Annotated in this window: 19 protein-coding genes; 8 read left to right on the top strand and 11 right to left on the bottom strand. The window is 55.2% G+C overall.

The genetic code is table 11. The features are described from left to right. Window positions 1-129: 129 nt before the first annotated feature. From clpB to ACLHIL_RS05730, 8 genes are all read right to left on the bottom strand, one after another. Window positions 130-2,790, bottom strand: coding sequence for an ATP-dependent chaperone ClpB (clpB, locus tag ACLHIL_RS05765; protein ID WP_411297003.1), 2,661 nt, complete (start codon window positions 2,788-2,790; stop codon window positions 130-132). 421 nt (window positions 2,791-3,211) lie between these two features. Then, window positions 3,212-4,123, bottom strand: coding sequence for a tRNA glutamyl-Q(34) synthetase GluQRS (gene gluQRS / locus ACLHIL_RS05760; RefSeq protein WP_411297002.1), 912 nt, complete (start codon window positions 4,121-4,123; stop codon window positions 3,212-3,214). Between the two features lie 179 nt (window positions 4,124-4,302). Continuing rightward, window positions 4,303-7,131, bottom strand: a complete 2,829-nt coding sequence (locus tag ACLHIL_RS05755; RefSeq protein ID WP_411297001.1) for an ExeM/NucH family extracellular endonuclease — start codon at window positions 7,129-7,131, stop codon at window positions 4,303-4,305. Between the two features lie 87 nt (window positions 7,132-7,218). Next, window positions 7,219-7,725: a heat shock protein transcriptional repressor HspR gene (locus ACLHIL_RS05750; protein WP_411297000.1), complete on the bottom strand. Its 507-nt coding sequence runs from the start codon at window positions 7,723-7,725 to the stop codon at window positions 7,219-7,221. A gap of 90 nt (window positions 7,726-7,815) precedes the next feature. Further along, window positions 7,816-8,823, bottom strand: coding sequence for a DnaJ C-terminal domain-containing protein (locus ACLHIL_RS05745; RefSeq protein ID WP_411296999.1), 1,008 nt, complete (start codon window positions 8,821-8,823; stop codon window positions 7,816-7,818). Between the two features lie 44 nt (window positions 8,824-8,867). Then, a complete protein-coding gene (locus ACLHIL_RS05740; RefSeq protein ID WP_411296998.1) occupies window positions 8,868-9,599 on the bottom strand; it encodes a nucleotide exchange factor GrpE in 732 nt (243 codons plus the stop codon). A gap of 57 nt (window positions 9,600-9,656) precedes the next feature. Next, on the bottom strand, window positions 9,657-11,519 hold the full coding sequence (gene dnaK / locus ACLHIL_RS05735; protein ID WP_411296997.1) for a molecular chaperone DnaK: 1,863 nt from the start codon (window positions 11,517-11,519) through the stop codon (window positions 9,657-9,659). Window positions 11,520-11,629: 110 nt separating this feature from the next. Next, entirely contained in the window at window positions 11,630-11,833 is a 204-nt protein-coding gene (locus tag ACLHIL_RS05730; protein ID WP_411296996.1) for a hypothetical protein, read from the bottom strand. A gap of 214 nt (window positions 11,834-12,047) precedes the next feature. Here ACLHIL_RS05730 and ACLHIL_RS05725 point away from each other — a divergent pair, with 214 nt between their 5' ends. From ACLHIL_RS05725 to ACLHIL_RS05700, 6 genes are all read left to right on the top strand, one after another. Beyond that, window positions 12,048-14,651: a DMSO/selenate family reductase complex A subunit gene (locus ACLHIL_RS05725; protein ID WP_411296995.1), complete on the top strand. Its 2,604-nt coding sequence runs from the start codon at window positions 12,048-12,050 to the stop codon at window positions 14,649-14,651. A gap of 12 nt (window positions 14,652-14,663) precedes the next feature. Beyond that, complete coding sequence (locus ACLHIL_RS05720; protein WP_411296994.1) at window positions 14,664-15,374, top strand: DMSO/selenate family reductase complex B subunit; 711 nt, start codon at window positions 14,664-14,666, stop codon at window positions 15,372-15,374. A gap of 4 nt (window positions 15,375-15,378) precedes the next feature. Next, window positions 15,379-16,425: a dimethyl sulfoxide reductase anchor subunit family protein gene (locus ACLHIL_RS05715; protein WP_411296993.1), complete on the top strand. Its 1,047-nt coding sequence runs from the start codon at window positions 15,379-15,381 to the stop codon at window positions 16,423-16,425. A 193-nt stretch (window positions 16,426-16,618) separates the two neighbouring features. Then, window positions 16,619-18,769, top strand: coding sequence for a prolyl oligopeptidase family serine peptidase (locus ACLHIL_RS05710; RefSeq protein ID WP_411296992.1), 2,151 nt, complete (start codon window positions 16,619-16,621; stop codon window positions 18,767-18,769). 2 nt (window positions 18,770-18,771) lie between these two features. Continuing rightward, window positions 18,772-19,629 (top strand): molecular chaperone, encoded by an 858-nt coding sequence (locus ACLHIL_RS05705; RefSeq protein ID WP_411296991.1) that lies wholly within the window; start codon window positions 18,772-18,774, stop codon window positions 19,627-19,629. A gap of 342 nt (window positions 19,630-19,971) precedes the next feature. Continuing rightward, the gene (locus ACLHIL_RS05700) at window positions 19,972-20,919 is read left to right on the top strand and encodes an ROK family glucokinase (RefSeq protein ID WP_411296990.1); all 948 of its coding nucleotides are present in this window, start codon (window positions 19,972-19,974) and stop codon (window positions 20,917-20,919) included. Window positions 20,920-21,081: 162 nt separating this feature from the next. Here the strand turns inward: ACLHIL_RS05700 and ACLHIL_RS05695 are convergent, their stop codons facing one another. Both ACLHIL_RS05695 and ACLHIL_RS05690 read right to left on the bottom strand, forming a co-directional pair. Next, a complete protein-coding gene (locus tag ACLHIL_RS05695) occupies window positions 21,082-21,510 on the bottom strand; it encodes a cupin domain-containing protein (RefSeq protein WP_411296989.1) in 429 nt (142 codons plus the stop codon). A gap of 383 nt (window positions 21,511-21,893) precedes the next feature. Next, window positions 21,894-23,141: an MFS transporter gene (locus tag ACLHIL_RS05690; RefSeq protein WP_411296988.1), complete on the bottom strand. Its 1,248-nt coding sequence runs from the start codon at window positions 23,139-23,141 to the stop codon at window positions 21,894-21,896. Window positions 23,142-23,265: 124 nt separating this feature from the next. Between ACLHIL_RS05690 and ACLHIL_RS05685 the strand changes: the two genes are divergently transcribed. Then, entirely contained in the window at window positions 23,266-24,594 is a 1,329-nt protein-coding gene (locus ACLHIL_RS05685) for a DUF4921 family protein (RefSeq protein ID WP_411296987.1), read from the top strand. Window positions 24,595-24,779: 185 nt separating this feature from the next. Here ACLHIL_RS05685 and ACLHIL_RS05680 read toward each other — a convergent pair whose 3' ends face one another. Further along, window positions 24,780-24,905, bottom strand: coding sequence for a hypothetical protein (locus ACLHIL_RS05680; protein WP_411296986.1), 126 nt, complete (start codon window positions 24,903-24,905; stop codon window positions 24,780-24,782). Window positions 24,906-24,932: 27 nt separating this feature from the next. Between ACLHIL_RS05680 and ACLHIL_RS05675 the strand changes: the two genes are divergently transcribed. After that, window positions 24,933-25,190 (top strand): hypothetical protein, encoded by a 258-nt coding sequence (locus tag ACLHIL_RS05675; protein WP_411296985.1) that lies wholly within the window; start codon window positions 24,933-24,935, stop codon window positions 25,188-25,190. The last annotated feature ends 255 nt before the right edge of the window (window positions 25,191-25,445 follow it).

Genomic DNA, 25,445 nt, shown 5'->3' with positions numbered 1-25,445 from the left:
CCCCCCCCCCCCCCCCCCCCCCCCCCCCCCCCCCCCCCCCCCCCCCCCCCCCCCCCCCCCCCCCCCCCCCCCCCCCCCCCCCCCCCCCCCCCCCCCCCCCCCCCCCCCCCCCCCCCCCCCCCCCCACTGCTACACTTCATGCTTGCTAGGCGCTCCAGCTTCGCGCGAGCCTACCACCTGCAAGAGCAGGTGGTGCTCCTGGCCATCCTGCGCTAATACTGAGCTATCCAACTGCGGCGCATCGACGCGCACCACATCACCATCAGCAACCGACCCTGCCAATAGCATCCGCGCCAGCTGATCCCCGATTTCTCGCTGAATCAAGCGGCGCAATGGGCGTGCCCCATACGCCGGATCATAACCGTCCAATGCGAGGAATGACCGCGCGGCAGGCGTCACCTCCAAGGAGATTCGGCGGCTAGCCAAACGAGCCACAAGCTGCTCAATGTTGAGGTCAACAATCTGCCCAATCTCATCAATCGTCAATGGGCTAAAGACGATGATGTCATCGAGACGGTTGAGGAACTCCGGCTTGAAATGCATGCGCACCGCACCCATGACCGCCTCATTCTTCCCCTCCTCCGATAATGCCTCGTCGGTCAGGAACTGCGATCCGATATTCGAGGTCAAAATGAGAATCGTATTGCGGAAATCGACAGTGCGCCCTTGCCCATCCGTCAACCGGCCATCATCGAGGACCTGCAAGAGAATATCGAATACTTCCGGATGTGCCTTCTCCACTTCGTCTAACAGCACGACACCATAAGGGCGCCGCCGCACCGCCTCAGTGAGCTGACCACCCTCCTCGTATCCCACATATCCGGGAGGCGCCCCAATCAAACGCGCAACAGAATGTTTCTCCGAATACTCCGACATATCGATACGCACGATTGCCCGCTCGTCATCAAACAAGAAATCCGCCAAAGATTTGGCCAGTTCTGTTTTACCGACGCCCGTCGGCCCAAGGAACATAAACGAACCAGTAGGACGATGTGGATCGGCAACGCCCGCACGCGAACGCCGTACCGCGTCAGAAACCGACGCAACCGCACGGGTTTGACCAATGAGCCGCTTGCCAATGTGATCCTCCATCGTCAACAGCTTTTCCGTCTCTACTTGGAGCAAACGCCCCACTGGAATCCCCGTCCACGCTGCCACGACTTCCGCGATACCGTCAGCATCTACCCGCTCCGCAATCATCGGCTCAGTGATGCGCTCTTCTGCCGCCTCAGCTTCTTCAATCTGACGCTGAACCTGAGGAATATCCCCATTTTGCAGGCGACCCGCGTCATCGTACCGCCCCTCACGGATCGACTTCTCTAATTCGATCCGCAATTCGTCTAGGCGCACCCGCAGATCTCCGACCTTATTGCGATCCGACTTTTCAGCTTCCCAGCGCGCATTTAGTGCAGCAAGTTCCTCGGATTTATCTGCCAGTTCCGCTTCTATCCGCTCCAAGCGGTCAGCCGCTCCCGCGTCGGCATTCATTTCCTCAGTATCTTCAAGATAGGACTTCTCCATCGTCAGACGATCAACTTGCCGGCGCAATGCGTCAATCTCTTCCGGCGAAGAATCCAGCTCCATGCGCAAACGGGAGGCCGCCTCGTCAATCAGATCAATCGCCTTATCAGGCAACTGACGCCCAGAAATATAGCGGTCCGATAAACTGGCCGCCGCCACAAGTGCGCCATCCGAGATCGTCACCTTGTGATGAGCCTCGTACTTCGGCGCGATCCCACGCAGAATTGCCACCGTATCATCAACCGAGGGCTCACCGACGTACACCTGCTGGAAGCGGCGTTCAAGCGCCGGATCCTTTTCCACATGCTCGCGATATTCATCAAGGGTGGTTGCCCCGACAAGCCTCAGCTCGCCACGCGCTAACATCGGCTTGAGCATATTACCGGCATCCATAGCTGAATCTGCTCCAGCCCCAGCCCCGACAACAGTGTGCAGCTCGTCAATAAAAGTGACCACTTCGCCGTCAGATTCCTTGATCTCCTGCAAGACCGCCTTCAGGCGCTCTTCAAACTCTCCCCGATATTTCGCGCCAGCTAGCATTGCTGAGATATCGAGCGAAATCAGGCGCTTACCCTGCAAGGATTCCGGCACATCGCCATCGACAATGCGCTGTGCCAGACCCTCCACTACAGCAGTCTTTCCGACCCCTGGCTCACCAATCAAAACCGGATTATTCTTCGTGCGCCGCGAAAGCACCTGAACGACGCGGCGAATCTCACTATCACGCCCAATCACCGGATCTAACTTGCCCTCACGAGCAGCCGCCGTCAGATCTGCCCCGTATTTCTCTAAGGCCTGGAACGTTCCTTCTGGATCAGGATTATCGACCGTGCGAGAACCGCGCACGCGAGGCAAAGCAGCGATGAGCTGATCGCGAGTAACACCCGCCTCCCGCAGAATATCTCCTGCGGAATGTTGGCTTGCCGCCAGAGCGAGAAGCAAATGCTCCGTTGAGATATACGAATCCCCTAATGCTGTGGCTTCTTTCCCCGCATCCGATAACACCAGCGACATATTCCGAGAGGCCTGCGGCTGGCTGACGGAAGCCCCGGAAGCACCAGGGAAAGTTGCCAATTGGGCGGTAGCCCGTTGAATAATAGGAGCACTGCGCGCACCGATAGACTCCAACAGCGCCTGCGCTACTCCGCCGCGCTGGTTGAGCAAAGCCACCAATAAATGTGTGGGTTCGAGATGCGGATTGCCGGCGCGAGTTGCTATCTCAATCGCTTCTGCCAGCGCCTCCTGCGATTTGGTTGTAAGCTTATCCATTCTTCCCTCCAATGCCCGCGAGCATCGTTATGACATCTGCGTTTTATGCGACTTCACGTCGCCCATTCACGTTCTAACATTGAGCATACTCCACTCAACTATTCCTAACAAGATCCACTGGAAGATAATAGCCAGATATACTTCCGCTCTCGGCAAAGTCCCAAGAATTCAGCACACGCCCCTACAAACCACGAGCTAGCCATACCGCAACACCAGCACGACCGAGGTACCAGCCAACGAAACAGCCGCCTAAACCGACCATCCCTCTCTCATCAGCCATTCAAAACGTCACGCGCCGCGCACGCACCACCCAGCCAAAGACTGCGCAACCAGCAATACGCGCTTCACATCTACCACGTGCACACACGGCAAACGCACTGCCTATTTCCAGCAGAAAAACCGACCCATCAGGCACAAAAATTCAGTAGTGCGCCGGCCCACTACTCAAAGCCGCTACATCCACACGCCACGGCTCATCCGGGATCTGACACGGATCAAAATTCTCTGGCTGCACCTCAACCGGCAACCCCAAAGATCCCAAAATTAGCTCCCGAACCTGCTCGGCACTCCACCCACACTCAGCAAGCTGGGGCAACGTCACCGCCCCATCCCGCTTCGCTAAACGCACCCCGTCACTATTGAGCACCAAGGGCACATGAATATACGACGGCGTCGGATACCCTAACACCTGCTGCAGATAAACCTGACGCGCAGTAGAGGGCAACAGATCATCCCCGCGCACAATCTGCGTCACCCCAAACTCGGCATCATCTACCACTGAGGCAAAATTATACGAATACGCGCCATCCCCACGGCGCACAACAAAATCATCCACCACGCCGCAATACTCTCCAGCGCGCACATCGCATACCGTCCAATGGCTCACCTCGGCACGCAAACGCAAAGATGGCTCTCGACGCAACTGCCGGCATTTCTCTCGCCCGCGCTCTCGTTCCTCCTCGCTCAGATCACGGCAGGTTCCGGGATACGCCCCCGCTGGCGCATGCGGAGCCGACGTCACCTGAGCCAACTCTCGGCGGGTGCAATAACATTCATACAAATGCCCTGCCTCCCATAGCTGCGCCACCAATTCGCTATAGCGTTCAACCCGCTGCCGCTGGTAGATCACCGGCCCATCCCAATCAATCCCTAAGGAATGCAGATCCGCTAACTGGCGATCATAGAACTCCGGACGCGAGCGCTCATCAATATCCTCCATCCGCACCTGAAAATCTAGACCGTACCGGCGCGCACACGCCCACGCCAACCACGCTGTTCGCAGATTTCCCAGATGTAAATCACCCGTCGGAGACGGAGCATATCGACCACTCATACCCGCGATTTTACAAGTCAGTCCCCACCGACGCGCAACGGCGGCCAGGAGCGAACTCCCAGCCGCCGTCACAACAGATAACAATATGTACGCGAGAGAAACTCAGATCACAACAGCGCGCCGCGCATTATCCTCCGCAGCCCTCCCAGATCTGTATCTCCGCATGAGCGATTCACCCGCTAGCGCGTGCGCCGCTTCGTCGCTGCGCTGGTCAACACCCCAGCCGTACCGAGCAGCATGAGCACGCCAGCCGTAGCAATCAACGAACCAGCGGCCATACCCGTATGAGGCAACTTTGCCGTCGGCGCATTGCCAACAGCGATAACACCTGGATGATGTGGCGTCGGGCTTGGCGCAGGTGCCGGCGTCGGAGTTGGCGTTGGAACCGGCTCAGGCTTTGGCTGCGGGGTCGGCTCCGGTGTGGGCTGTGGAGTCGGCAGCACCTTCAGACCAACCTTAATCGGATCATGATCCGAAGAACGATACGGCGTGAGATCGAAGAGCTCATTGACCTTCACGTTGTAGTTGTACCGCGAATACTCGAAAGCAATCGGCTCGACCGCGTTGACATTCCATACGTCCACGCCCGCCACTAATGCTTGCGCCGCCTTATTGGCCATGACGTGATCCAAAGACCCCATATAACCGCTGTACTGGTAGCTGTACTTCGTCAGCTTCTCAGCCACATTGGCATAGCCCGCTACCTCCAGGGCGCGAACCGGATCTTCAGCCGAGTAGGAGTTCAAATCGCCAAGGATGAACGTCGGCTCATCCCCAAAGCTCTGCTTCAACCATGCCGCGAGCGCCTGCGACTGAGCCGTACGCAGCTTATTGTTGTTCCCCTGGAACTCATCGGCATCGTCGGGGAACTTCGTCGCCAAGGAGCCCTTGGACTTAAAGTGGTTTACCGACACCACAAACTCCGGTCCGACGCCCTTTCCTTGAGCATCCTTCGCCTGGAACTTCTGGGCCAGTGGCTCGCGAGCATATCCTGTGAAGTATTCATTACCAATGAGAATACTGGACTCTCCTACCGGCATAACCTTCGCACTTTGATAGATGAAGGCCAACCGAATGACGTCCTCACTTGCCGGAACTTTAGCCGGAGAAGGTACCGCAACCCACTTGTCATAACCCGCATCGGCGTTGAGCTTCGCCACCAAGTTATTCAAGGCATAGTCGCGATCTTTCCCTAACGTGGCAGAGTTTTCGATCTCTTCCAAACCGAAAATGGTCGAATCTAAGGCATTAATTGCCTTAACAATCTTCGTCTCTTGCCGCTCTAGATCCTCAGCACGGAACGCGCCACGCGGATCACAGTTTCGGGTAGTAATGAAATTACCCTTACGATCCGCATATCCCGACTTACATCCAACCTCAACGCCCGTCGTTGGGAAGTAGTTCAAGACGTTGAACGAGGAGATCGTAATATCCCCGCCAAGCATTCCCGGTGCTGCCTCTCGCGTGTTATTCACAAAGCTGACCCACTTATCGGTGTTATCCACGACGGCAGCCGGATCATCAGGACCAGCAACGTTAATCGGCTCAGTCGGCTGAAGATTCCACTGATGACGATAATCGAGGACGAACGGACGCTTGAGCTCTACTTGTGCTCCAACCCGAACCGGATTAGCAACATTGAGGTAGGGAACTGGAACGAGGTCGTTCCCCTGCTTGAAATTCGTGTAATCGCGCGAGCATCCGTCATCAATTGTCAACAACTTCGCCTTATAGCTTGCGACTACTGCGGCCAAATCCCCGTCAGCCGGATTCATTTTCTCTGTCGGCTGGATCATTGGCTCTAGACCAGGGATAACGTCAAAAGCACCGTAACGATTCGTCGTATAGTTATTCGTCACGGTGTATGGACCGGTCACCTCAACAAGCATGCCCTCTAGCTTTTCGCGAGCCGCATCACCAGCAGGAATTTCCGCAAGCTTAACCGGAACGGGATCTTTAATTGCCTCCGTGCGAGTGAGCTTTTCCCACTTCGGATCCGAGATCTGCGTCAGTCCAAAATGCTCACCTGCCGTGCCCGTTACACGCAGATAGTCGCCGATTGCGACCTTATCGACCATGCCAGTTTTTCCAGAATAGACGAAGATACCGTGCGAAGCGGCTCCATCTTGCGTCCCTCCCGTACCAGGGGTCTGCAGGTAAATGCCGTTAAAGCCGCCAGTACGGTAGACCGCCGTCACGATGCCTTCCGTCGTCACAGCCTTGCCATCATACGGGGTAGTATCCGTCTGCCCCTGAATAGTGGCAATAGGCAGAACCTGCGCCTCCGGTGTCGGATCCGGCTTCGGGTCTGGATCCGGTTTTGGATTTGGATCCGGATCAGGCTTCGGATTCGGGTCGGGCTTTGGATCGGTTCCTGGCAGGGCCGAGCCGGTTGAATTCATCGGAGTCGCGTCAGCAATCCGGAAATCCACGGAGTTGTCGTTCGTATCAACACCCTCGCTGACCCGCTGGTACGACTGCGCACCCCGAGTTGCCTGCCGGAAGGTTGCCTTTTCTGTAATACCTGCCGTGCCGTATCCGAATGCGTCCACCACGGTATCGGCTTGCGCAGTATCCGAGGGATTCGGCAAATTCAGGGCCTCTTTACCCTTGGCCAAAACAACCGTGCCATCTGAACCCGAGAGATTCAGCCCACCCGATGCGTCAACTTTCAGCTCGGTGGGTGGCGCAGTATTCGGAGCTGCACCATAAACTAAGAAGTAGCCTTTTGCAGCAATCGTTCCCGATAATGCAGTAACCCCATTGCCTACTTTCCCGCCACGGGAGAAATATTGCAAGGACATTCCATCCAACGTAATCGGGTTATCTGTCGGGTTGTACAGCTCAACAAAATCGCGGTACGCCTGATCGCCATTCGATCCACGCACATATACCTCATTGATGACGACGGAGTCACCGGCTGGCGCTGCCTGTGCCGGCAAGACGCCCAGAGGAATAGCTAACGTAGACGCGGCGAGAATCCCTACTGCTTTCCATCTGTTCTTCACAGGTATTCCCTTCTGCCCTAGGAAAATCCGCTACACTGCGGAACCATCCTATCTAGCATATCGGCAATAGCTCGCCAATAGGGAGCGTTAGGGAAGATTGCCTGAAATTATCGTCGCTGGGCGCCACACCGTCATATCTGTGCTATGCGAATAGGACTGGGTGCGTAACTGAGAACGCAAATGCTTGCGGCGATCCACCACTAACACATCACCGGACGGATTAACCGCAAATACTCGATCGGAGCGCTGCTCATGCTGAGCGAGCTCTTCGCGTAGCGCCACGACAGCCTCGCGCAATGCGGCGTTTTCACGTTCCAATGCCGCTCGCTGCCGCTGCGCCTTTTCCAGCTTGTTTTGCAGGGTAAAAATATGGGCAATCCCTGCCAAGCTCACCCCTTCGTCCTGGGATAATCGTTGAATCTCAATGAGTTTATCGACATCGTTGAGGGAGTAGCGTCGCCCACCGCCTTGCGTGCGTTTAGCGACGACTAATCCCATGCGGTCGTATTGACGAACAGTTTGGGCATGCATGCCAGCGAGCTCGGCCGCGACGGATACCGATAAGATCGGCGCGCTTCTCGATATTTTCGACATGTTCCCTCCTTCAACCAGCAGCACCCACAAAACTGCCCGTTTCCACGGCAGATTATGTACCCTCCGCCGTGGAAACCTCTCGTCTCTAACTTACAGTTTAGCCATCTCCGTGAATTCCTGACGCGGGTCAACACCAGCGGCTGCCTCACGGAACGCCTCCACGGCTTGACGTGCTTCCTCAGTAAGCCGCTTCGGAACAACGACCTTCAAACGCACGTACATATCGCCGGCGGATAAGCGTTTCGTCTCAATCCCCTTATGCCGTACCCGCAACAACTTATCCGTGCTTGATCCAGCTGGAATTTTGACTTTCACATGTTTGCCAGTGATCGTCGGCACCTCAATAGTTGCTCCTAAAGCAGCTTCATCGAAGGAAATCGGCACATTGACGTAGACGTCTTTGCCTTTCACTTCATAAACCGGATGCGGCTCGACGTGTACCGTCACCAGAATATCGCCGGCTTGCCCGCCATTACGCCCCGGCTGACCTTTCCCAGTGATCCGCACCTTCTGCCCGTCAGTTATGCCTGGTGGAACTTTCGCCGTCACCTTTTGGCCATTATGCGTGACGGTTACCGTCGTTCCATCAACTGCTTCTCGTAATGGGATGGAGATATTGGCACTCACATCGGCACCACGCTCCGGGCGCCGGCGCGATCCAAACCCGCCAAAACCGCCGAACCCATTACCACCCTGAGCACCTGCGGCGCCACCGCCAAAGAGCGAGGAGAGAATATCGTCAAAGCCGCCGCCACCAGCGCTGCCACCGAAGTGCGCACTGCCGTTCGCACCTTGCGCAAAGGAGCTGAAAATATCTTCAAATCCGCCGCTTTGCCCACCGTAGAAACGAGGACCTCCACCGGCCATCGAACGCAGAGCGTCGTATTGTTTACGATCCTCAGCATTTGACAGCACCTGATAGGCCTCAGCCGCCGCTTTGAATTTCTTTTCCGCCTCCTGATCTCCAGGGTTGCGGTCTGGATGATACTTGCGGGCGTAGGTGTTGTATGCCTTCTTAATCTCCGCTTCCGTGGCGTCTTTCTTCACCCCAAGGGCGGCATAGAAATCTTTAGCTAACCAATCCTGCGAAGCTGGCATCACTCACCTCCTTAATCCTTTGGTCATCACGTATCGCTAGCACACTATTCCGGCGAAACAACACCCACTCGCGCCGGACGCAGCACCTTATCGCCCTGCTTGTATCCCGGCTGAATGAGCTGAGCAACTTGCTGAGATGGAACCTCGGAGCTGGTTTGATGCATGAGCGCTTCATGCAGCTCTGGATCAAAATCCTCGCCTTGCTCGCCAAAGCGTTCCAGTTGGTAGTTGGTCACCAAGGTATCTTCGAGCTTCTCCACAATTTTGCCGGCCGGCCCGTCAAGATCGCCATGCTCGCGAGCCAGGTGAGCGTCATCAAGTACCGATAGGAGCGATTTCAACACCGCTGCAATCCCCTGTTCGCGGTAGGTTATCGCGTCGGACTTTGCGCGTTTGACATATTTGGAATACTCCTGCTGCAGGTTGTATAGATCCGCATTGCGCCGTGCAACAAGTTCTTCTAACTCAGCAATTTTCAGCAAAGCCTGATCGTATTCACTCAGCTCTGCTTCTTCTGAGCATGCGCCGTCAGCCTCATTTTCCGCGGCATCAGATTCCGGTGCAGCACACGAATCCTGCGCAGGGCTATCGCTTTCCTCTTGCGTACAGCACGCGCCCGCTGGCTCATTTTCTCCAGCGGAAGCACAACAGGAACTGGCAAACTGAGCGCTATCGTGCTGTGCTGTAGACGAGCTATCGCCTGTTACTCCATTAGCGTCATCCAGTGAATCTGGAGAGCCTTGGCAGCACCGATTTTCATTATCGGGATGATTCATTTCTCGCCTCCTAGAATAAGGGCGGCGACCAGATAGCCGCCGCCCCCATCCAGTTATTTACTTCTCGTCGTCCTCATCAATGATTTCGGCATCGACGACATTTTCGTCATGTGCGTTCGCGCTGCCGGCTTCTGCGCTCGCTGCCCCGCCAGCCTGTTCGGCCTGTGCTTGCGCATAGAGGGCTTCACCAATCTTCTGCGCCCGCGTGTTCAGATCATCCAAGGCCGACTTAATGGCCTCAATATCCTCACCCTCCAACGCTGTGCGAAGCGCGTCGGCTGCTTCCTTAACATCGGCTGCTACTGAATCTGAGAGCTTATCCTTGTTATCTTCCAGGAGCTTTTCAATCTGGTAGACGTGCTGTTCGGCGGTATTGCGCACCTCGGCAGCTTCACGGCGCTTCTCGTCCTCAGCCGCGTTCTCTTCAGCTTCCTTGATCATTCGCTGAATCTCTTCTTGCGACAACGCCGATCCGCCGGTGATCGTCACAGACTGTTCGCGACCCGTTCCCAGATCACGGGCAGTGACGTGGACAATGCCGTTAACGTCGATATTGAACGTCACCTCGATCTTCGGCACACCAGCCGGAGCAGGTGCGATACCGGATAGCTCAAAGGTTCCCAACAGCTTGTTATCACGGGCAATCGGGCGCTCACCCTGGTAGACCTGGATCAGTACCGACGGCTGGTTGTTCTCTGCGGTCGAGAACGGTGCAGAATGAGTGAACGGGATTGCCGTATTGCGCTGAATCATCGTGCTCATCATGCCGCCCTTCGTCTCAATACCGAGCGACAGTGGCGTGACGTCAATCAGCAACACGTCTGAGCGATCACCCGTGAGCACACCGGCCTGCAAGGCCGCACCCACAGCAACAACCTCATCTGGGTTGACGCCCTTGTTGGGCTCGCGCCCGCCAGTGAGTTCCTTGACGACTTCCGTCACTGCCGGCATACGAGTCGAACCGCCGACCATGACGACGTGGTCAATTTCCGATACCGAGATCTTGGCGTCCTCAATGACCTTCTTGAATGGCGCTTTCGTCCGTTCCAGCAGATCGCGCGTCATTTCTTCAAACTTGGCGCGGGTCAGTGTTTCATCCAAATGAATCGGACCGTTTTCTGACATGGATAGGTACTGCAACGTGATATTCGTTGAGGTTGCCGAGGATAGCTCTTTCTTTGCCTGCTCGGCAGCTTCCTTGAGGCGTTGTAAGGCGATCTTATCTTTCGACAGATCCATACCGTAGTTGTTCTTCACTTGGGTAACGAGCCAATCAACAATGCGCTGATCCCAATCATCGCCACCTAGTTTGTTATCGCCCGACGTGGCCCGCACCTGAATGACGGAGAAATCTTCATCATCTTTGCCGACTTCCAAGAGGGAGACATCGAATGTGCCGCCGCCCAGATCAAAGACCAGGATCAGTTCATCTTCCTTGCCTTTCTCCAGACCATAGGCCAGTGCTGCTGCCGTCGGCTCGTTGACGATACGATCCACCTTCAAGCCAGCAATCTGACCAGCATCCTTCGTGGCCTGACGCTGTGCGTCATTGAAATACGCCGGAACGGTGATAACCGCTTCCGTTACCTTTTCGCCAAGGTATGCCTCGGCATCTTTCTTCAGCTTCTGCAAAATGAATGCTGAAATCTGCTGGGCGTTGTACGTCTTATCGTCGATCTCAATCTTCCAGTTCGGATCGCCCATGTGACGCTTAACTGAGGAGATCGTCCGTTCCACGTTCGTAACGGCCTGACGCTTGGCGATCTCACCAACCAGAACTTCGCCGCTCTTAGAAAACCCAACGACTGATGGGGTGGTTCGCTGCCCTTCTGCGTTGGCGATAACCGTCGGCTCGCCACCTTCCAAAACAGTTACCACCGAGTTAGTGGTACCTAAATCAATACCAACTGCGCGTGCCATGTTGTACTCCTTGCTATCTCCGTGCTGCCAGAACTCCGGTGAGCTGCTGACGGAACACGGTACGTTTTCTTGAATTCCGAGTACAGCATACGCAGATACATAAACTTACGTCAAGAATAGTGATTCTTTCTTGAGCGAACATCACTCAACTTATTCATCTCAGCGGTGACATGGAAGGCGCGCCCTCGCCCTGCCCGCTCCCTACAATCAGCCAGATAATTGCGCTGCCAATTCCGCTTCCACTCCTCGATTTCTTGCACATCAATCTCCCGCACCGTACATGCGCGTCGCGAACACCAGATAAATTTCTGCATTATTCGGACTCGCGCAAAATCCGTCTACCGCAAATAAGTTTCGCAACCAAAGTCTTACCTATATCCCCTCCTTTTCACGGGGGTTTTCCTGTGTTGACGCGGTATTTTAGGAGCTACAACTATGCGCTTAGCACGTGCATATATCCAATACGTGAACGAAAAATTCACAGAGCCAGGGTGGCTTGCCACCATGCATACACAGAGGTAAAAGAAGATGACCCAAACGCTTAGTCCCGAAGTGGACAGCGCGACCAGCCTAACTGCGCCCACCGCGCAATCTGGCCCATCGCGCCGGACCTTCCTCAAGTGGTCTGCCGTCGCTGCTGGTGTCGCAGGTCTGGCCTCAACCGCACAGCACGTCGGTATGCCAGCTAGCACCGCTGCCGCCGATCCGGTTGAGGGCCTTGCAGATGCCGAACGGACAGTCTGGTCAGCATGTACCGTCAACTGTGGCTCACGCTGCCCAGTTCGCCTCCAGGTCAAAGACGGCACAGTCGTTCGCGTCCTGCCAGATAACACCGGCGATAACACCCTTGGCAACCAGCAAGTGCGCGCCTGCGTGCGCGGTCGCTCTATCCGTCATCGCATATACAACCCCGATCGCCTGAAGAAACCAATGAAGCGCAAGCCGGGAACCCAGCGCGGCGACGAACAGTGGGAAGAAATCTCCTGGGAGCAGGCACTGACGGAAATTGCCGAGAAGATGAAGGATATTAAATCCCGATTCGGCAACGAAGCTTTCTACATTCAGTACGGCACCGGCGTACTCGGTTCAATCATGGCCTGTTCCTGGCCACCCGAATCCACCCCGATGGCACGACTCCTCAACGCATTCGGCGGGTATCTCGATCACTATTCCGACTACTCAACGACGGCCATCACTCAGGCCTACCCATACTTCTATGGCGAATGGGTATCCAGTAATTCATTCGATGACGTGAAAAACGCCAAAATGCAGGTCATGTTCGGGAACAACCCGCTTGAAACTCGTATGTCTGGCGGCGGGCACACCTTCGTCACCCAAAAGACGAAAGCCGAACATAATGTGCGCACTATCGTCGTTGATCCGCGCTACACCGAAACGCATGTTGGTCTTGCCGATGAATGGGTTCCGGTTCGCCCCGGCACAGACGCCGCATTTATTGCCGGCATGATCTACACAATGCTCCAAGAAAACCTCCACGATCAGGCTTTCTTGGATCGCTACTGCGTCGGATTCGACGAGGCAACCTTGCCCCAAGGCGCTGCCCCGAATTCCTCCTATCGCGCATATCTGGAAGGCAAAGGCCCAGATGGCATTGCCAAGACCCCCGAATGGGCAGCAGATATTTGTGGCGTTCCCGCTACACGTATCCGCCAGCTTGCCCGCGAAATCGCCACCGCTAAGCCCTGTGCAATCACGCAAGGCTGGGGCGTGCAACGGCAAGCAAACGGCGAGAACACCTCGCGCGCAATTTTCCTCCTCGCCTGCGTCACCGGAAACATTGGTATTTCTGGCGGTGGAACGGGCGGGCGCGAAGCCGCTGCCGGTCTCGGTATTAAGCGTCCCTTCGCCTCCGAAATTAAGAATGCCTCCAACAAGATCATCTCCTGTTTCTCTTGGCTTGACGCTATCGACCACGGGCCGCAGATGAACACCTTTAACGCTGGCGTTGGTGTCAAGCCCGAAGGTGGCAGCCGAGCATTGAAAGTCCCGGTGGACGCCAACGGCAATCCGGAAAACACCAGCCTCGAAGTCCCACTCAAGGCAATTTTCCAGTACGGCTCTAACTCCCTCGTCAACCAGACCGGCGATAACAATTCCTCGGTAGATATTCTGCGCGACGAAACCAAGGCCGAACTGATCGTCACCTGCGACATTATGTACACCGTCTCGGCCCGCTATTCCGATTACGTACTGCCAGGTACCTCCACCTCCGAAGAATTCGATTTCCACGGCGGTGAAAACGGCGGCCCCATGGCGTATGGAATTATGTCCAGCCAAGCGATTGAGCCAATGTACGAGACGAAGTCCATCTTTGATATTTGCACCGAGCTATCCGACAAGCTCGGAATCAAAGACGCTTTCACAGGTGGCAAGAGCCGTGAAGATTGGCTGCGCGCCACCATTGACGCCTCCCGTGAGGCAGATCCTCAGCTCCCCACCTATGACGAATGGGTCAAGATGGGAATTTACCGGCGCAACAAGGGATCAGTTATCCCGCTGGAGGATTTCCGCAAGGATCCTGAGGCGCATCCGTTAAGCACGCCATCAGGCAAGATCGAGGTCTACTCGCAGCGCCTGGCCAATATGGCGCAAAAGTGGGAGTACGGCACGTTCCGTCCACGCTTACGCGGCGAAGAGATCCAGCCGATTCCAGCGCACGTCGATACCTGGGAAGGCGCCATTGAAGCCCGCGAGAACAAGAAGTACCCCTTGCAGGTCATCGGGCATCACTTCAAAGCTCGCACACATTCCTCGTATGGAAACGTCGATTGGCTCAAGGAAGCCCACACCCAAACCTGCTGGATCAACCCAATTGACGCAGCCGAGCGAGGTATCTCTAACGGCGATGACGTCTTTGTATTCAACGAGCGAGGCACGGTCAAGCTGCGCGCCCAGGTGACGCCACGCATTATCCCTGGGGTCATGTCAATCCCGCAGGGAGCTTGGTACAAGCCAGAAAAGGCGAGCGAGTTTGAACTGCCCGCTGGAGCTAATCCAGAAAAGCCGGTAGATACCTCCGGTTCGGTTAACACCCTGACCTCCTTACATCCCTCGCCACTCGCGCGAGGCCTAGTCAGCCACACGATCCTTGCCGACGTTGCGAAAGCCTAAGGGAGAAGAAACATGAGCATTGATATTGTCGCTGCCGCAAAAGGCGACAGCTTAATCACCAATCCCGAGAACAAGGTCGTCGCAAAGGGAACAGCCGCAACTGAAGCAGATGCCAACTACGGCTTCTTCTTCGATCAGTCCGTATGCACCGGCTGCAAGGCCTGCCAAATTGCGTGCAAGGATAAGCACGACCTGCCCGTCGGCGTCACCTGGCGTCGCGTCGTGGAATACGCTGGCGGAACCTGGCAGCGTTCCGGCCATACCGTCACACCGTCGATCTTCTCCTACTACACCTCAATTTCCTGTAATCACTGTGAAAATGCGGTGTGTATGGAGGTTTGCCCGACGACGGCAATGTCTCGACGCGATGACGGCACCGTCTACGTCGATTCCTCTAAGTGCGTGGGCTGCCGGTACTGCGAATGGGCCTGCCCGTATTCCGCTCCTCAGTTCAATGCGGAAACTGGCCACATGAGCAAGTGCGATCTGTGCTACGACTACCGCAGTCAAGGTCAAGATCCGGCATGTGTGGAGGCTTGCCCGTCGCGCGCGCTCGATTGGGGTCCGATCGACAAACTCCGCGAAACCTACGGTGAACTGGATGCCGTCGCGCCTCTGCCCGATCCATCCGTCACTCAGCCGCGTCTCGTTATCAAGCCGCATCGCGATGCCCAGCCTTGGGATAACGCGAACGGCTCCATCATGAACCCGCAGGAGATCTAACGCCATGAATCTGCATGAACTTCCGATGATCCTATTCACGGTCATCGCACAAATGTGTGTGGGGATGTTTATTATCCTCGGTGCCACCCAACTGTGGCTCTCCGCAAAAGCGGATTCAACAACCGTTGATCGCCTGACTCTGCCGATTCTCTACGTAATCGGCCCGGCGCTCGTCTTTGGCTTGATCGCCTCCATGTTCCACATGAATGACGTCATGCATGTGCTTAACGTCATCCGGCACTGGCAAAGCTCGTGGCTCTCACGCGAAATTATCGTTGGCGTAGGGTTCGCTGGCGCTGGCTTCTTGTTTGCCGTTATGCAGTGGTTCCGCATTGGTTCGCGCGCGCTACGGCAAGCACTTGGCCTCATCACCGCGGTTATCGGGGTGGCGTTAGTGTTCGTCATGTCGATGATCTACACTTCGCTTCGCTCAGTTCCCGCCTGGCACACCTGGGTTGTTCCGTTCCAGTTCTTCGCTACCACGATCATGCTGGGTGCGGCGGCAGTGGCGGCTGCCATCGGAGTAATGACGGTTATCCGCCAGCGCGCGGCACGCTCCAAGGTATCCCCTGTTCCGGTGCCACCTCGCGCGGTGAAGAACACAACCGATCCTAAGGGCAGGCCACGCTCCCTGCGTGATCGCCTCGGCTTCACTCGGAATATCACGGAGATTAACGCCCCAGCCTCGCCTGAGGAATGGACGTACTCTGTGCGGCTCGTGCGCGCCTGCTCCGTCGTTTCTGCCCTCGCCGCAGTGGGAGTGCTCATTTCCTACACGATGCACATTCAGAATCTGGCTACGAACCCATCCCCAGCAGCAACGGCTTCCCTTGCCGTCTACTCTGGTCTGTTCTTCTGGGCACGGCTTGTTCTGTTGGCGTTGGGAGCTATCGTCCTGGGTGCGCTGGTGTACCGGATTGCCGGTAAGGCCATGTTAGAAAAGCCTGCTCCGCTGGCTGCTTTAGTGACCTTGACCTTCTTCCTGATCTTGGTTGCCGAATTCATGGGACGTTCTTTGCACTACGCCTCGATGATGCGTATCGGTATCTGAGTTCTTCTTTGCCTATACCTCATTGTGTGTCGGCTGGTTCTTTTAACGAAGAATCAGCCGACACTTTTGCGTCTATCCCCGTCATTATTTTTTACTCGCTCGTTATCCTCCGTGCTCGCACGTGCCACACCCCTCATTTCTCATCACCACCCTCATCACCAATCACATAGCCCACCTGATTTAGACTGATACCATGCGGAAAACTCCTGCCGACCCATGTCAACGGCTAGAAAAGAACACCACGAGCGTCCGGCGCTGGGCTCACCGCCAATCACGCCGCACTCATAATGCGTTCCCCTCACGCAAACTAGCCAAATATGAAAGCCGTGCCCGTCGTGCCCTGTGTGCCGATGATGCACTCGCCACGCCACATCGCAACGGCACATGGGTCTATTGTTTTACCTCAGATTCACGCCATCCGCGCGGGCTTTGGCGACGCACGCTAGCCAAGCATTACGGCACAAAACCAATGTCTGCCTTGCGTTGGCATACCGTGCTTGATGTTGGCCGCCTTAACACTCAGGAAAAACGATCCTGGATTGTGCGCGATATAGATATTTTGTCCCCCGATGGGGATCGCGCTCTTATCACCCTCAGTGACGCTAACAGCAACACATGCACTATCCGAGAATTTGATATTTCTAAACAGAAATTCCTCACCCGTGGCTTTCTCGCCAGCGCTGATTGCGAGATAACTGCTCGCTGGCTGGACCGTCAGCACATCCTCATTACCAGCGCTATTGGCGCTCAGAGCCTAACTGCATACGGAAATCCTCGGCAGATTCGATATTGGCGACGAGGGACGTCACTGGCAAAAGCCCCCGTCGTATTGGAATGTGACGCTGACGATGTGGGTGTAGAGATTCAGATATGTGCCCCGACGCCGCATTGGCCTGAACCGCGGATACATGGAATCATCCACCACGACCTCGAACGTCGGCGTATCTACCGTATCCATCCCCAGGCCCGACGGTGGCGGCGCGCCACTCCGCAGGCACTTAGCGTGCCAGATTTCTCGCGAATAGATATTGTGCGTAACTGGATTATCCTGACGCTACAGCAGGAATGGTCCACCGCTACGGGCAGCTATCCAGCCGGATCCGTGCTCGCCATGCCCTATCAGGATGCCTGTAACGGCGCCGTGCCGCAAGAAATTCACGTCCTCTTTACCGGCACACCCCACAGCACAATAACGGAGATCCATTGCCTTGCCTCCGGGGTTCTCATCCTTGCCACCTGCGAGCTTAAACCTGTTATCCGCTTCGCTGTTGATCCGCACACCCAGCATGATCCTGCCGTTAACACTGCTGACCGTAAAAATGATCGCCGCCCGTGGTATCAGGTTGACCTGACTCCAGCGCACATGGAACATCTACATCTGCGTGTTATCCCTGTTGATGCTGGAAAAAGTGATGAGATCTGGTTGCAAGTAGACGGTTTCCTTACCCCCAGCGCACTTTACTGTGGAACCGTGAACGCCACCCAGCTCCGGTTACATCGCATCGGAGTTGAGCCGCATCGTTTCTCCGCTCCAAGCGCTGAAGTGCGGCTATGCTACGCCCAATCTGCGGATGGTACTGCCGTACCCTACTATCTCGTCGGGCCATACGACAGCCTCGAAGGCAAACGCCCCACGCGAGTCCTGTTGGAAACTAACAGCGATCCATCTGTTGCCCATCCGGCTTATCGCAGCGCTCTTGGCACGTTGTGGCTGGGATCCGGTTACGTGTATGCACTGGCACTCGGGCGTGCGAAATACCCAACATCCCTGCCTGCGAGCACTGGCGAGCCGCGCCGCCCGCAATCCATCTGCGAACACAGTGTTCCCGATTTTGTTGCCGTCGCCGAGGATCTCCTTGCGCGCGGTATCACCAGTGCAGATAAACTCGCCGGAATCGGAACGGCCCATAACGCTCTGGTGATCGGCAATGCATATCACCGCTATCCCACACATTTCGCAGCACTAGCTGCCCGCATGCCACTCCTGGATCTGTCACGCACCACCGTATGCCCTGGCGATTCAGCAGATGCTGCCCTGCCCCCTTCCTCTGCGGATAAGAGTCGCGATAACGCAGACCTGTGCTGCCCATACCATCAGCTCGATATTGCAAAGCAATCCGATCCCGCGCAGTATCCCCCGCTTCTGCTAACGACATCCACCTACGATGGGTGCGCGTCTGCCACCCATGCTCGCTGTTTTCATGCCCGAGCACGGAAACTCGGCCACGCCTCATTCTTCTGGGAGAATCCAGACGGAGGTCGCACCGGCTATGCTGATCCTCAGCAGCTCGCCCACCTTGAGGCACTGACCTTCACCTTTTTTGACGAGAAATTGGCACGGTAACGATGATTGACCTTTCCTTTTCCACTGACGGAGATTCTGCTATGTCTGCCGCTTCTAGTTCCGAATCTGGTTCCAACGCTGGTTCCGCTTCCACTTCTGGTTCCGAATCCGGTTTCTCTTCCGGTTCCGACGTCAGCCCCAGCACCACAAATTCCAGCTCGGGTTCCCCTTCTACGTGCTCTGACGCCAGCTCCCATCCCCGCCGAGGTGAAGATCTCCTACCGAGCGCGAACGAGCTGGAAGCTCTTGCTTCGGCATTCCTCGTCTTATCGCGTTTCCATTTGGATGCGCCCGATACGGAAACGCTGAATCAGATGCGCCACATGTATCGCGAATGGCCGCTATCTGACGGCACGGCTACCTCCGTCGGGTTACAAGAATGGGAACGCTCCTTTGCTGCCAAGGAAAGCCCTGAACAGCTCCGCGATGATCTCAATGCGCTGTATGGTCGCACTGCCCGCGCCCTCGTCGCGCCCTTTGAATCTGTTCACCGCGGGAAAGACGGCCTAGTCTTTGATGAGGATACGCTCATTGTGCGCAAAGATTACCGCCAGCTTGGCCTACAAGCTCCGCATCTTCATAAAGAACCAGATGACCATATTGGGCTGGAATATGACTTCATTGCGCAGGGTTTAGCCCGTAGCCTCAACGCCCTTGATCGGGGTTTGCACAATGACGCACAGCGGTATTTCCACATTGTTTGGCGGTTTACTCATGAGCACCTCATGCAGTGGGCACCCGCATTTTTTGTTGATGTTGCACGGAATTCTCGCACACATTTCTATCGTGGAGTAGCTGAGCTGAGCCGAGAAGCCTTAGATAGGCTCGCGGCTTTGTGCGATGCTCCGCCAGCGCAATAGCCTCAGGCTCCGCTTATTATCTACCTCGTTGGCACCGTCATTTTGCTATGCGCGAGCAACGTGAGATTGAGCCCCTGATGCTAGCGAGCCAAATATGTGGTACCTACGCTGAGCAGCCAGAAAATTCTGCTCTCACCTAGCCATATCGAAAGAGTAAACCTGTGTGCTTCGGCTGCGACGGGCACACCTGAAGCGAAACACCGACGGGATACGCACTGTAGTGCTGTAAAAGCGCAGGCAGCAGCTCGGCAACGCTACACTGTGGAGCGCACAGAACACCCAAAATCTTGCATTCCGTTTTTCAGACGAGAAAACTGAAAGCAGGCATGCCATCATGGGGATATGACGTTATCAATCGGTGTGGATGTTGGTGGAACAAAGATCGCCGCAGGGCTCGTAGATTCTTCTGGGCACATTGTCATGATGTTGCGTCGGCCAACGATTCCGAACGACTCCCAATCTGTACGCGATACGATCATTGATCTGTGCCGCCAATTGCAGCAGGAAAACGAGGTCGAAGCCGTCGGTATCGGGGCTGCGGGTTTTGTTGATTCTTCCGGTTCAACCGTCATTTTTGCGCCTAATGTTTCCTGGCGTAATGAGCCAATCGCCGAGCAGGTTTCCCAAGCAATTGATATGCCAGTCGTGGTCGAAAACGACGCAAACGCGGCAGCCTGGGCTGAGTATCGTTTCGGTGCAGCGGCAGGATTTTCCTCGGCAGTCGTCGTCACAGTCGGCACTGGAATTGGCGGCGGAATCATCCTCAATGGCGAATTGCTGCGCGGATCATACGGTTTTGCTGGCGAAATCGGCCATATCAATATGGTTCGCGACGGGCGCGAATGTGGATGTGGGCAACGTGGCTGCTGGGAAGTGTATTCTTCTGGGCGCGCCCTCCTTGCCGCAGCTCAAGAACAGGCTCGCACCTGCCCCGAGATTGCCGCTGGTTTACTGCGATTAGCCGACGGAGATCCGCAGGCCATTACTGGATTGATGGTGACGCAAGCTGCCCAGGAGGGCTGCTGCGGGGCGCGAAATGCGTTCGCTGAGATCGGCTACTGGCTCGGTCAAGGAATGGCTGATGTGGCAGCGCTTCTGGATCCGGATGTATTCGTCCTTGCCGGAGGAGTGTGCGAAGCTGGCGATTTGCTTCTGGAGCCTACTCGCCAATCTTTCACCGAGTTACTGACCGGGCGAGCCTATCGCCCGTTGCCGCCCATCCGAGTGGCAACATTGGGCAATCAGGCGGGAATCATTGGGGCTGCCGACCTCGCTCGCCGTGCAGCATAGCGGGATCGACAGCCCACATCATCATCAGTTTTAACCGTTCACGCAGGAACTCTTCGCGCGCCTACCTCGTCAGTTTTCCGTATCCATTAAGAATATGGCGGGAATCTGGCGAGGTTTCCTATCTTTTTTGCCGCGATATTTCAGCATGAACGCACGCTGGGATTAATCCTCATTCGGATCGTTTTCCGCGTCCTCTTGCGTCTGGTGGACGGTGCCGGGCAGATGATCCGGACCTGCGTAAATGGTGTACAGCTTCAGTGGCTCATCCCCGATGTTCGTAATATTGTGCCAGTATCCGGCCGGAACGAAAATCGCCGAATCGTCTTCGACTTCCGCTACGAAATCGAGTGCGTCCTTAGCGGTTCCCATCTCGCACTTGCCTTTTCCGGCTTCAATGCGGAGGAACTGATCGTTTTCTTCATGAACTTCCAGGCCGACGTCACCACCAACCGGAATGGACATAACCGTCATTTGCAAATGTTCACCCGTCCACATCGTCGTGCGGAAGGTCGTATTGTTAACCGTTTCGGCTTCCATATCGAGAACAAAGGGCTTCTTACCCTTATCGTCATATACACCTGCGTAGGACATAACCCATGCCTCCTCGTAACCTGCTGACCGTTTTCAGCATAAACTTGCGTGATTCCATTATCTCGCAGCCCCACTAAAAGATATCCATACTTCGCTGTATGAGGAATAAGGTCAACCTTAGCGGTAGGCGGCACATAACTTATGCCGGCGTTGTCACCGCCCGTCGGCCCCAAACAAAATCAGCGTATTTTATTAACGCCAAGGGTCTATCAATAATGATTAGCGCAAGATGTTTATCAATAATGCCCACAGGTTTATTAGTGTGCAACGGGCTTATCAGTACCTACGCATTTATCAGCACAGCGCATTTATCAACACGGCACATTTATTAGTACCCCGCATGCCATTAGAACTGAGGTAATTCGGTAGTCCCAATACCGGCATTAGTGCCGACGGGAAATCCGCGGCCAGTGCCCCCGCACCGCCACGATCCATGCCACAGCCGCCACAAGCAAAATTGCCCCTGAACTGATGTACGCCAAAGAAAAGCCGGAATGATCCACTAAGAAACCGGCGAGGAGCGGTCCAAGAATCTGCCCGAGATCGGTCGATTGCTGGAAGAAAGACACCACGCGGTTGCCTTCTCGTCGGCCAATAATATCGGCAACTGTGCCCTGCTGTGATGGCTGAATACAACCAGAGCCAAAACCGCCTAAGAAACTTCCGATCAACACGACAAAAGTCGTAGCCCACACCCCCATGGTAACTGTGAAAACGCCAGAGAGGATGAGCCCCACAACAATGACAGGCTTGCGCCCATACACATCTGACCAGCGCCCCGCAAAAGCAAGCGCGATCCCGTTACCAACCGCGAAAACCATTAAGGCTAAACCTGGCAGCATACTTGGCGCATTACTGGTCTTCACAAGATAGGCTGCGAAGATGGGAACAATAGCCACCCGCACTCCCATATTCGTCCAGCCTTGGGCAAAGGCGGTGACGAGCGCGATTCGAAAACGCGGTATTGCGAGCGCTTCCGAGACGGATATGGATTCCCGAGTCGGCCGCTCCGTGGGAGCTACCTGCTTTTCTTTATGGTGCTTACCCCAATGATGGGGTTCGTGACCGTCAATATCATAGGGAACGAGAACGCCGACGATACTGCCAGCGATAAGGAGCAGCACAGTATAGATAAAGAAAGGCGCCCGAAAACCAAATGGCTCCAAAAAAGCTCCAATGGCTGGCCCAAGAATATTGCCAATCAGAAACCCTGATCCGTATGCTGCCGAAGCTCGCCCGCGCGCACCGCTAGGCGCAAGTTTAATAATGAGAGACATCGCAGCGACGGTAAACATCACTGAGCCGATCCCGCCGATAGAGCGGAAGATGAGGAGCTGCACGTAATTTTGTGATAGCCCGCTTAACGCCGAGGAGCTGGCAACAACCGCCATGCCCGTCATATACATATGGCGTTCCCCAAAAATTTTTGAGAGCCAGCCAGAAGCCGGTGCAAATGCGAGACGCATACATGCAAAGGCAGAGACGACGGCGGTTGCCGCATAGGTTTTCACCCCGAAACTACCGGCAAACAACGGCAAAACTGGGGCAACGATTCCGTATCCCAGCGATACGCACACAGCCGCAGCAACAAGCACCCAAATTTCTCGCGGTAATTTCACATCCTGACTCACCTATCCGTCCTATCATTTTGGCTGGATAAAGGCTACATATCCTCGGGATAATACCCAGAGCGTGCCGAATACCACCTTGTGACTGATAGACTGGAGGGCGCAACGATGCCCGAAAGGAAGCCGCATGCCAGCGTACGATTCTTTCCCGCCACCGCTAACCCGATTGGCTGATGGAACGATCAAACAGCTCAACCCTTTTACCGGAACAGAGGTCTGGACTATTCCTGGTCGGGCAGATCGCCCGCTAGGCGTTTCCGCGAATTCTGCCCAACCGATTGACGAATCTCAGCACGGGCGGCACTGCGCCTTTTGCACCCAGCGCATTTTGGAAACCCCGCCAGAAAAAGCTCGGTTAGTGCGCAACGGAGATGACGCAGAGATCGTCCGAACGACCGGCGTCGATATGCTCACTCAGCAGTGGGAATTCCGCCGAGTTCCCAATCTGTTCGAGATTTTATCCTTTGATTATTGGGCGAAAAACTACGGCTACACCCTTACACCGGCAGCGCAGATGCGAATGGATTCGTATTTAGCCGATCCTGCCGGGCGCTCGCACGTCATGAACGTATTGCGTGCAAAATTTGCGAACCGCATGAGCAATGACGAGTTCGACTCACTACCGGAAATGGACAAGATTGAAGCGGCATATTCCTTTTTTGGTGGCAGCCATGATCTCATCGTGGGGCGGCGGCATTTCGTTGATGGCGCAGAAAACGATGCGCAATTAGCTTCCTCTGGCACGCTCACTCCGCAGGAGCACGAATGGTATATGCGCCTGACGATTGACACTATGCGCGACCTCTATGCCTCAAACCGATATGTTCGTTACGTGCAGGTATTCCAAAATTGGTTAAAGCCGGCGGGGGCGTCTTTCGATCATCTCCATAAGCAGCTCGTCGCAATAGATCAACGCACCGTCAATGGGCGTATTGAGGTGGAGAAGGTGCGGCGCAATCCGAATCTGTATAACGAAGCTGGGGTGGATTACGCCGGATACCACAACCTCATTATTGCTGAGAATAAGCATGCTGTTGCTATCGCAGGTTTTGGCCATCGCTATCCCACGTTAGAGGTGTGGTCCCGTTCGGCTCATATTCAACCTTGGGAGCACACGCGCGAGGAGATTACTGCTGTGTCGGATCTCGTCCATGCCATCCATGCGGCAACCGGCTCGGAAATCCCCACTAATGAGGAGTGGTACACCAAGCCGATGGATTCCGACGTGAATATGCCCTGGCGTATCCTGCTCAAATGGCGAGTATCCACTCTGGCCGGTTTTGAGGGCGGATCGAAGATTTACGTCAACACTATTGACCCATGGAATCTGCGGGATCGCGTCGTTCCGCGGTTGCTTCAGTTGCGGGCCGAAGGGAAACTGGCTCGGAATATCAATATCGCGACGGAGTGCTCGTGCGAGGTGAATTCCCTGAGATACAATCCAGCGCTGCAATAGCATCAGCTTCCAGGCTCGGAAAGCACACCCGTATAGGGGCTGCCGGTACTAGAGCTGCCACTATTAAGGCTGCCAGCAACGGCGCCAACCAGCAAATACTGTAACGCGGTGTACGAGCCGGAAAACCCATCGTTAAAGGCAGAAGAAGAGACGGAGGATCGCGCATATAGGTTTCGCGTGTAACGTTATGGGCGGGCGAGCGGTTTCTTTGCGCTGAGTAGCTTTCCCCACCACTCAATGACCGAGTTCGTATGTTTGCTAACGCGGAACGTCTGAGCTACAAAATCAAATAAATCAACCTCTACGGTCACCAGATAAGTGAAAGGAGAATAACGAACGTGGCAAAGAAAGAAGCAAAAATAGATCTTTGGGTAGCGTCACAATTAGATGAATTCAACATCAACTATGACCCTCAAGGCAGCGAAATACTGGAGATCAATGAAGCTCTCAAGACGGCTTCGAAACGAGGAACTGGAAAAGTTGGTTTTCCTGAGTTCGTGGCACGTATCGGTGAATTTGTTTTAGTCATTGAAGATAAAGCCGACCTGTCAAAGCACGTGAAATTGACGGGGGGGGGGAGGAATCCTCGACTGTAATACGAAAGCAATAACCGATTACGCCGTCAATGGTGCCTACTTCTATGCGAAGCATATTGCTCAGAACACTTCATTTAAGAAAGTCTTTGCCGTCGGGGTATCTGGCGATGCAAAACGACACATTATTACGCCACTCTATGTCGATGATCGAGAATCCTACAAAGAGCTTCCGGAACTAGAATCTTTTGTTTTCTTTTCTGAGGACAATATTCAGGAATACTACACGCGCTATGTACTAGAAGAAGCAACTGATGT

The sequence above is a fragment of the Trueperella sp. LYQ143 genome (genome assembly GCF_046599595.1).
Lineage (GTDB): Bacteria > Actinomycetota > Actinomycetes > Actinomycetales > Actinomycetaceae > Trueperella.
This window is presented reverse-complemented; position numbering and strand designations above follow the sequence as displayed.

Coding starts and splice junctions, on each gene's coding strand:
- ACLHIL_RS05710 (WP_411296992.1), top strand. CDS start 16,619: ATGCGGAAAACTCCTGCCGACCCATGTCAACGGCTAGAAAAGAACACC.
- ACLHIL_RS05720 (WP_411296994.1), top strand. CDS start 14,664: ATGAGCATTGATATTGTCGCTGCCGCAAAAGGCGACAGCTTAATCACC.
- ACLHIL_RS05700 (WP_411296990.1), top strand. CDS start 19,972: ATGACGTTATCAATCGGTGTGGATGTTGGTGGAACAAAGATCGCCGCA.
- ACLHIL_RS05730 (WP_411296996.1), bottom strand. CDS start 11,833: ATGCAGAAATTTATCTGGTGTTCGCGACGCGCATGTACGGTGCGGGAG.
- ACLHIL_RS05750 (WP_411297000.1), bottom strand. CDS start 7,725: ATGTCGAAAATATCGAGAAGCGCGCCGATCTTATCGGTATCCGTCGCG.
- clpB (WP_411297003.1), bottom strand. CDS start 2,790: ATGGATAAGCTTACAACCAAATCGCAGGAGGCGCTGGCAGAAGCGATT.
- ACLHIL_RS05715 (WP_411296993.1), top strand. CDS start 15,379: ATGAATCTGCATGAACTTCCGATGATCCTATTCACGGTCATCGCACAA.
- dnaK (WP_411296997.1), bottom strand. CDS start 11,519: ATGGCACGCGCAGTTGGTATTGATTTAGGTACCACTAACTCGGTGGTA.
- ACLHIL_RS05745 (WP_411296999.1), bottom strand. CDS start 8,823: ATGCCAGCTTCGCAGGATTGGTTAGCTAAAGATTTCTATGCCGCCCTT.
- ACLHIL_RS05685 (WP_411296987.1), top strand. CDS start 23,266: ATGCCAGCGTACGATTCTTTCCCGCCACCGCTAACCCGATTGGCTGAT.
- gluQRS (WP_411297002.1), bottom strand. CDS start 4,123: ATGAGTGGTCGATATGCTCCGTCTCCGACGGGTGATTTACATCTGGGA.
- ACLHIL_RS05725 (WP_411296995.1), top strand. CDS start 12,048: ATGACCCAAACGCTTAGTCCCGAAGTGGACAGCGCGACCAGCCTAACT.
- ACLHIL_RS05740 (WP_411296998.1), bottom strand. CDS start 9,599: ATGAATCATCCCGATAATGAAAATCGGTGCTGCCAAGGCTCTCCAGAT.
- ACLHIL_RS05705 (WP_411296991.1), top strand. CDS start 18,772: ATGATTGACCTTTCCTTTTCCACTGACGGAGATTCTGCTATGTCTGCC.
- ACLHIL_RS05695 (WP_411296989.1), bottom strand. CDS start 21,510: ATGTCCTACGCAGGTGTATATGACGATAAGGGTAAGAAGCCCTTTGTT.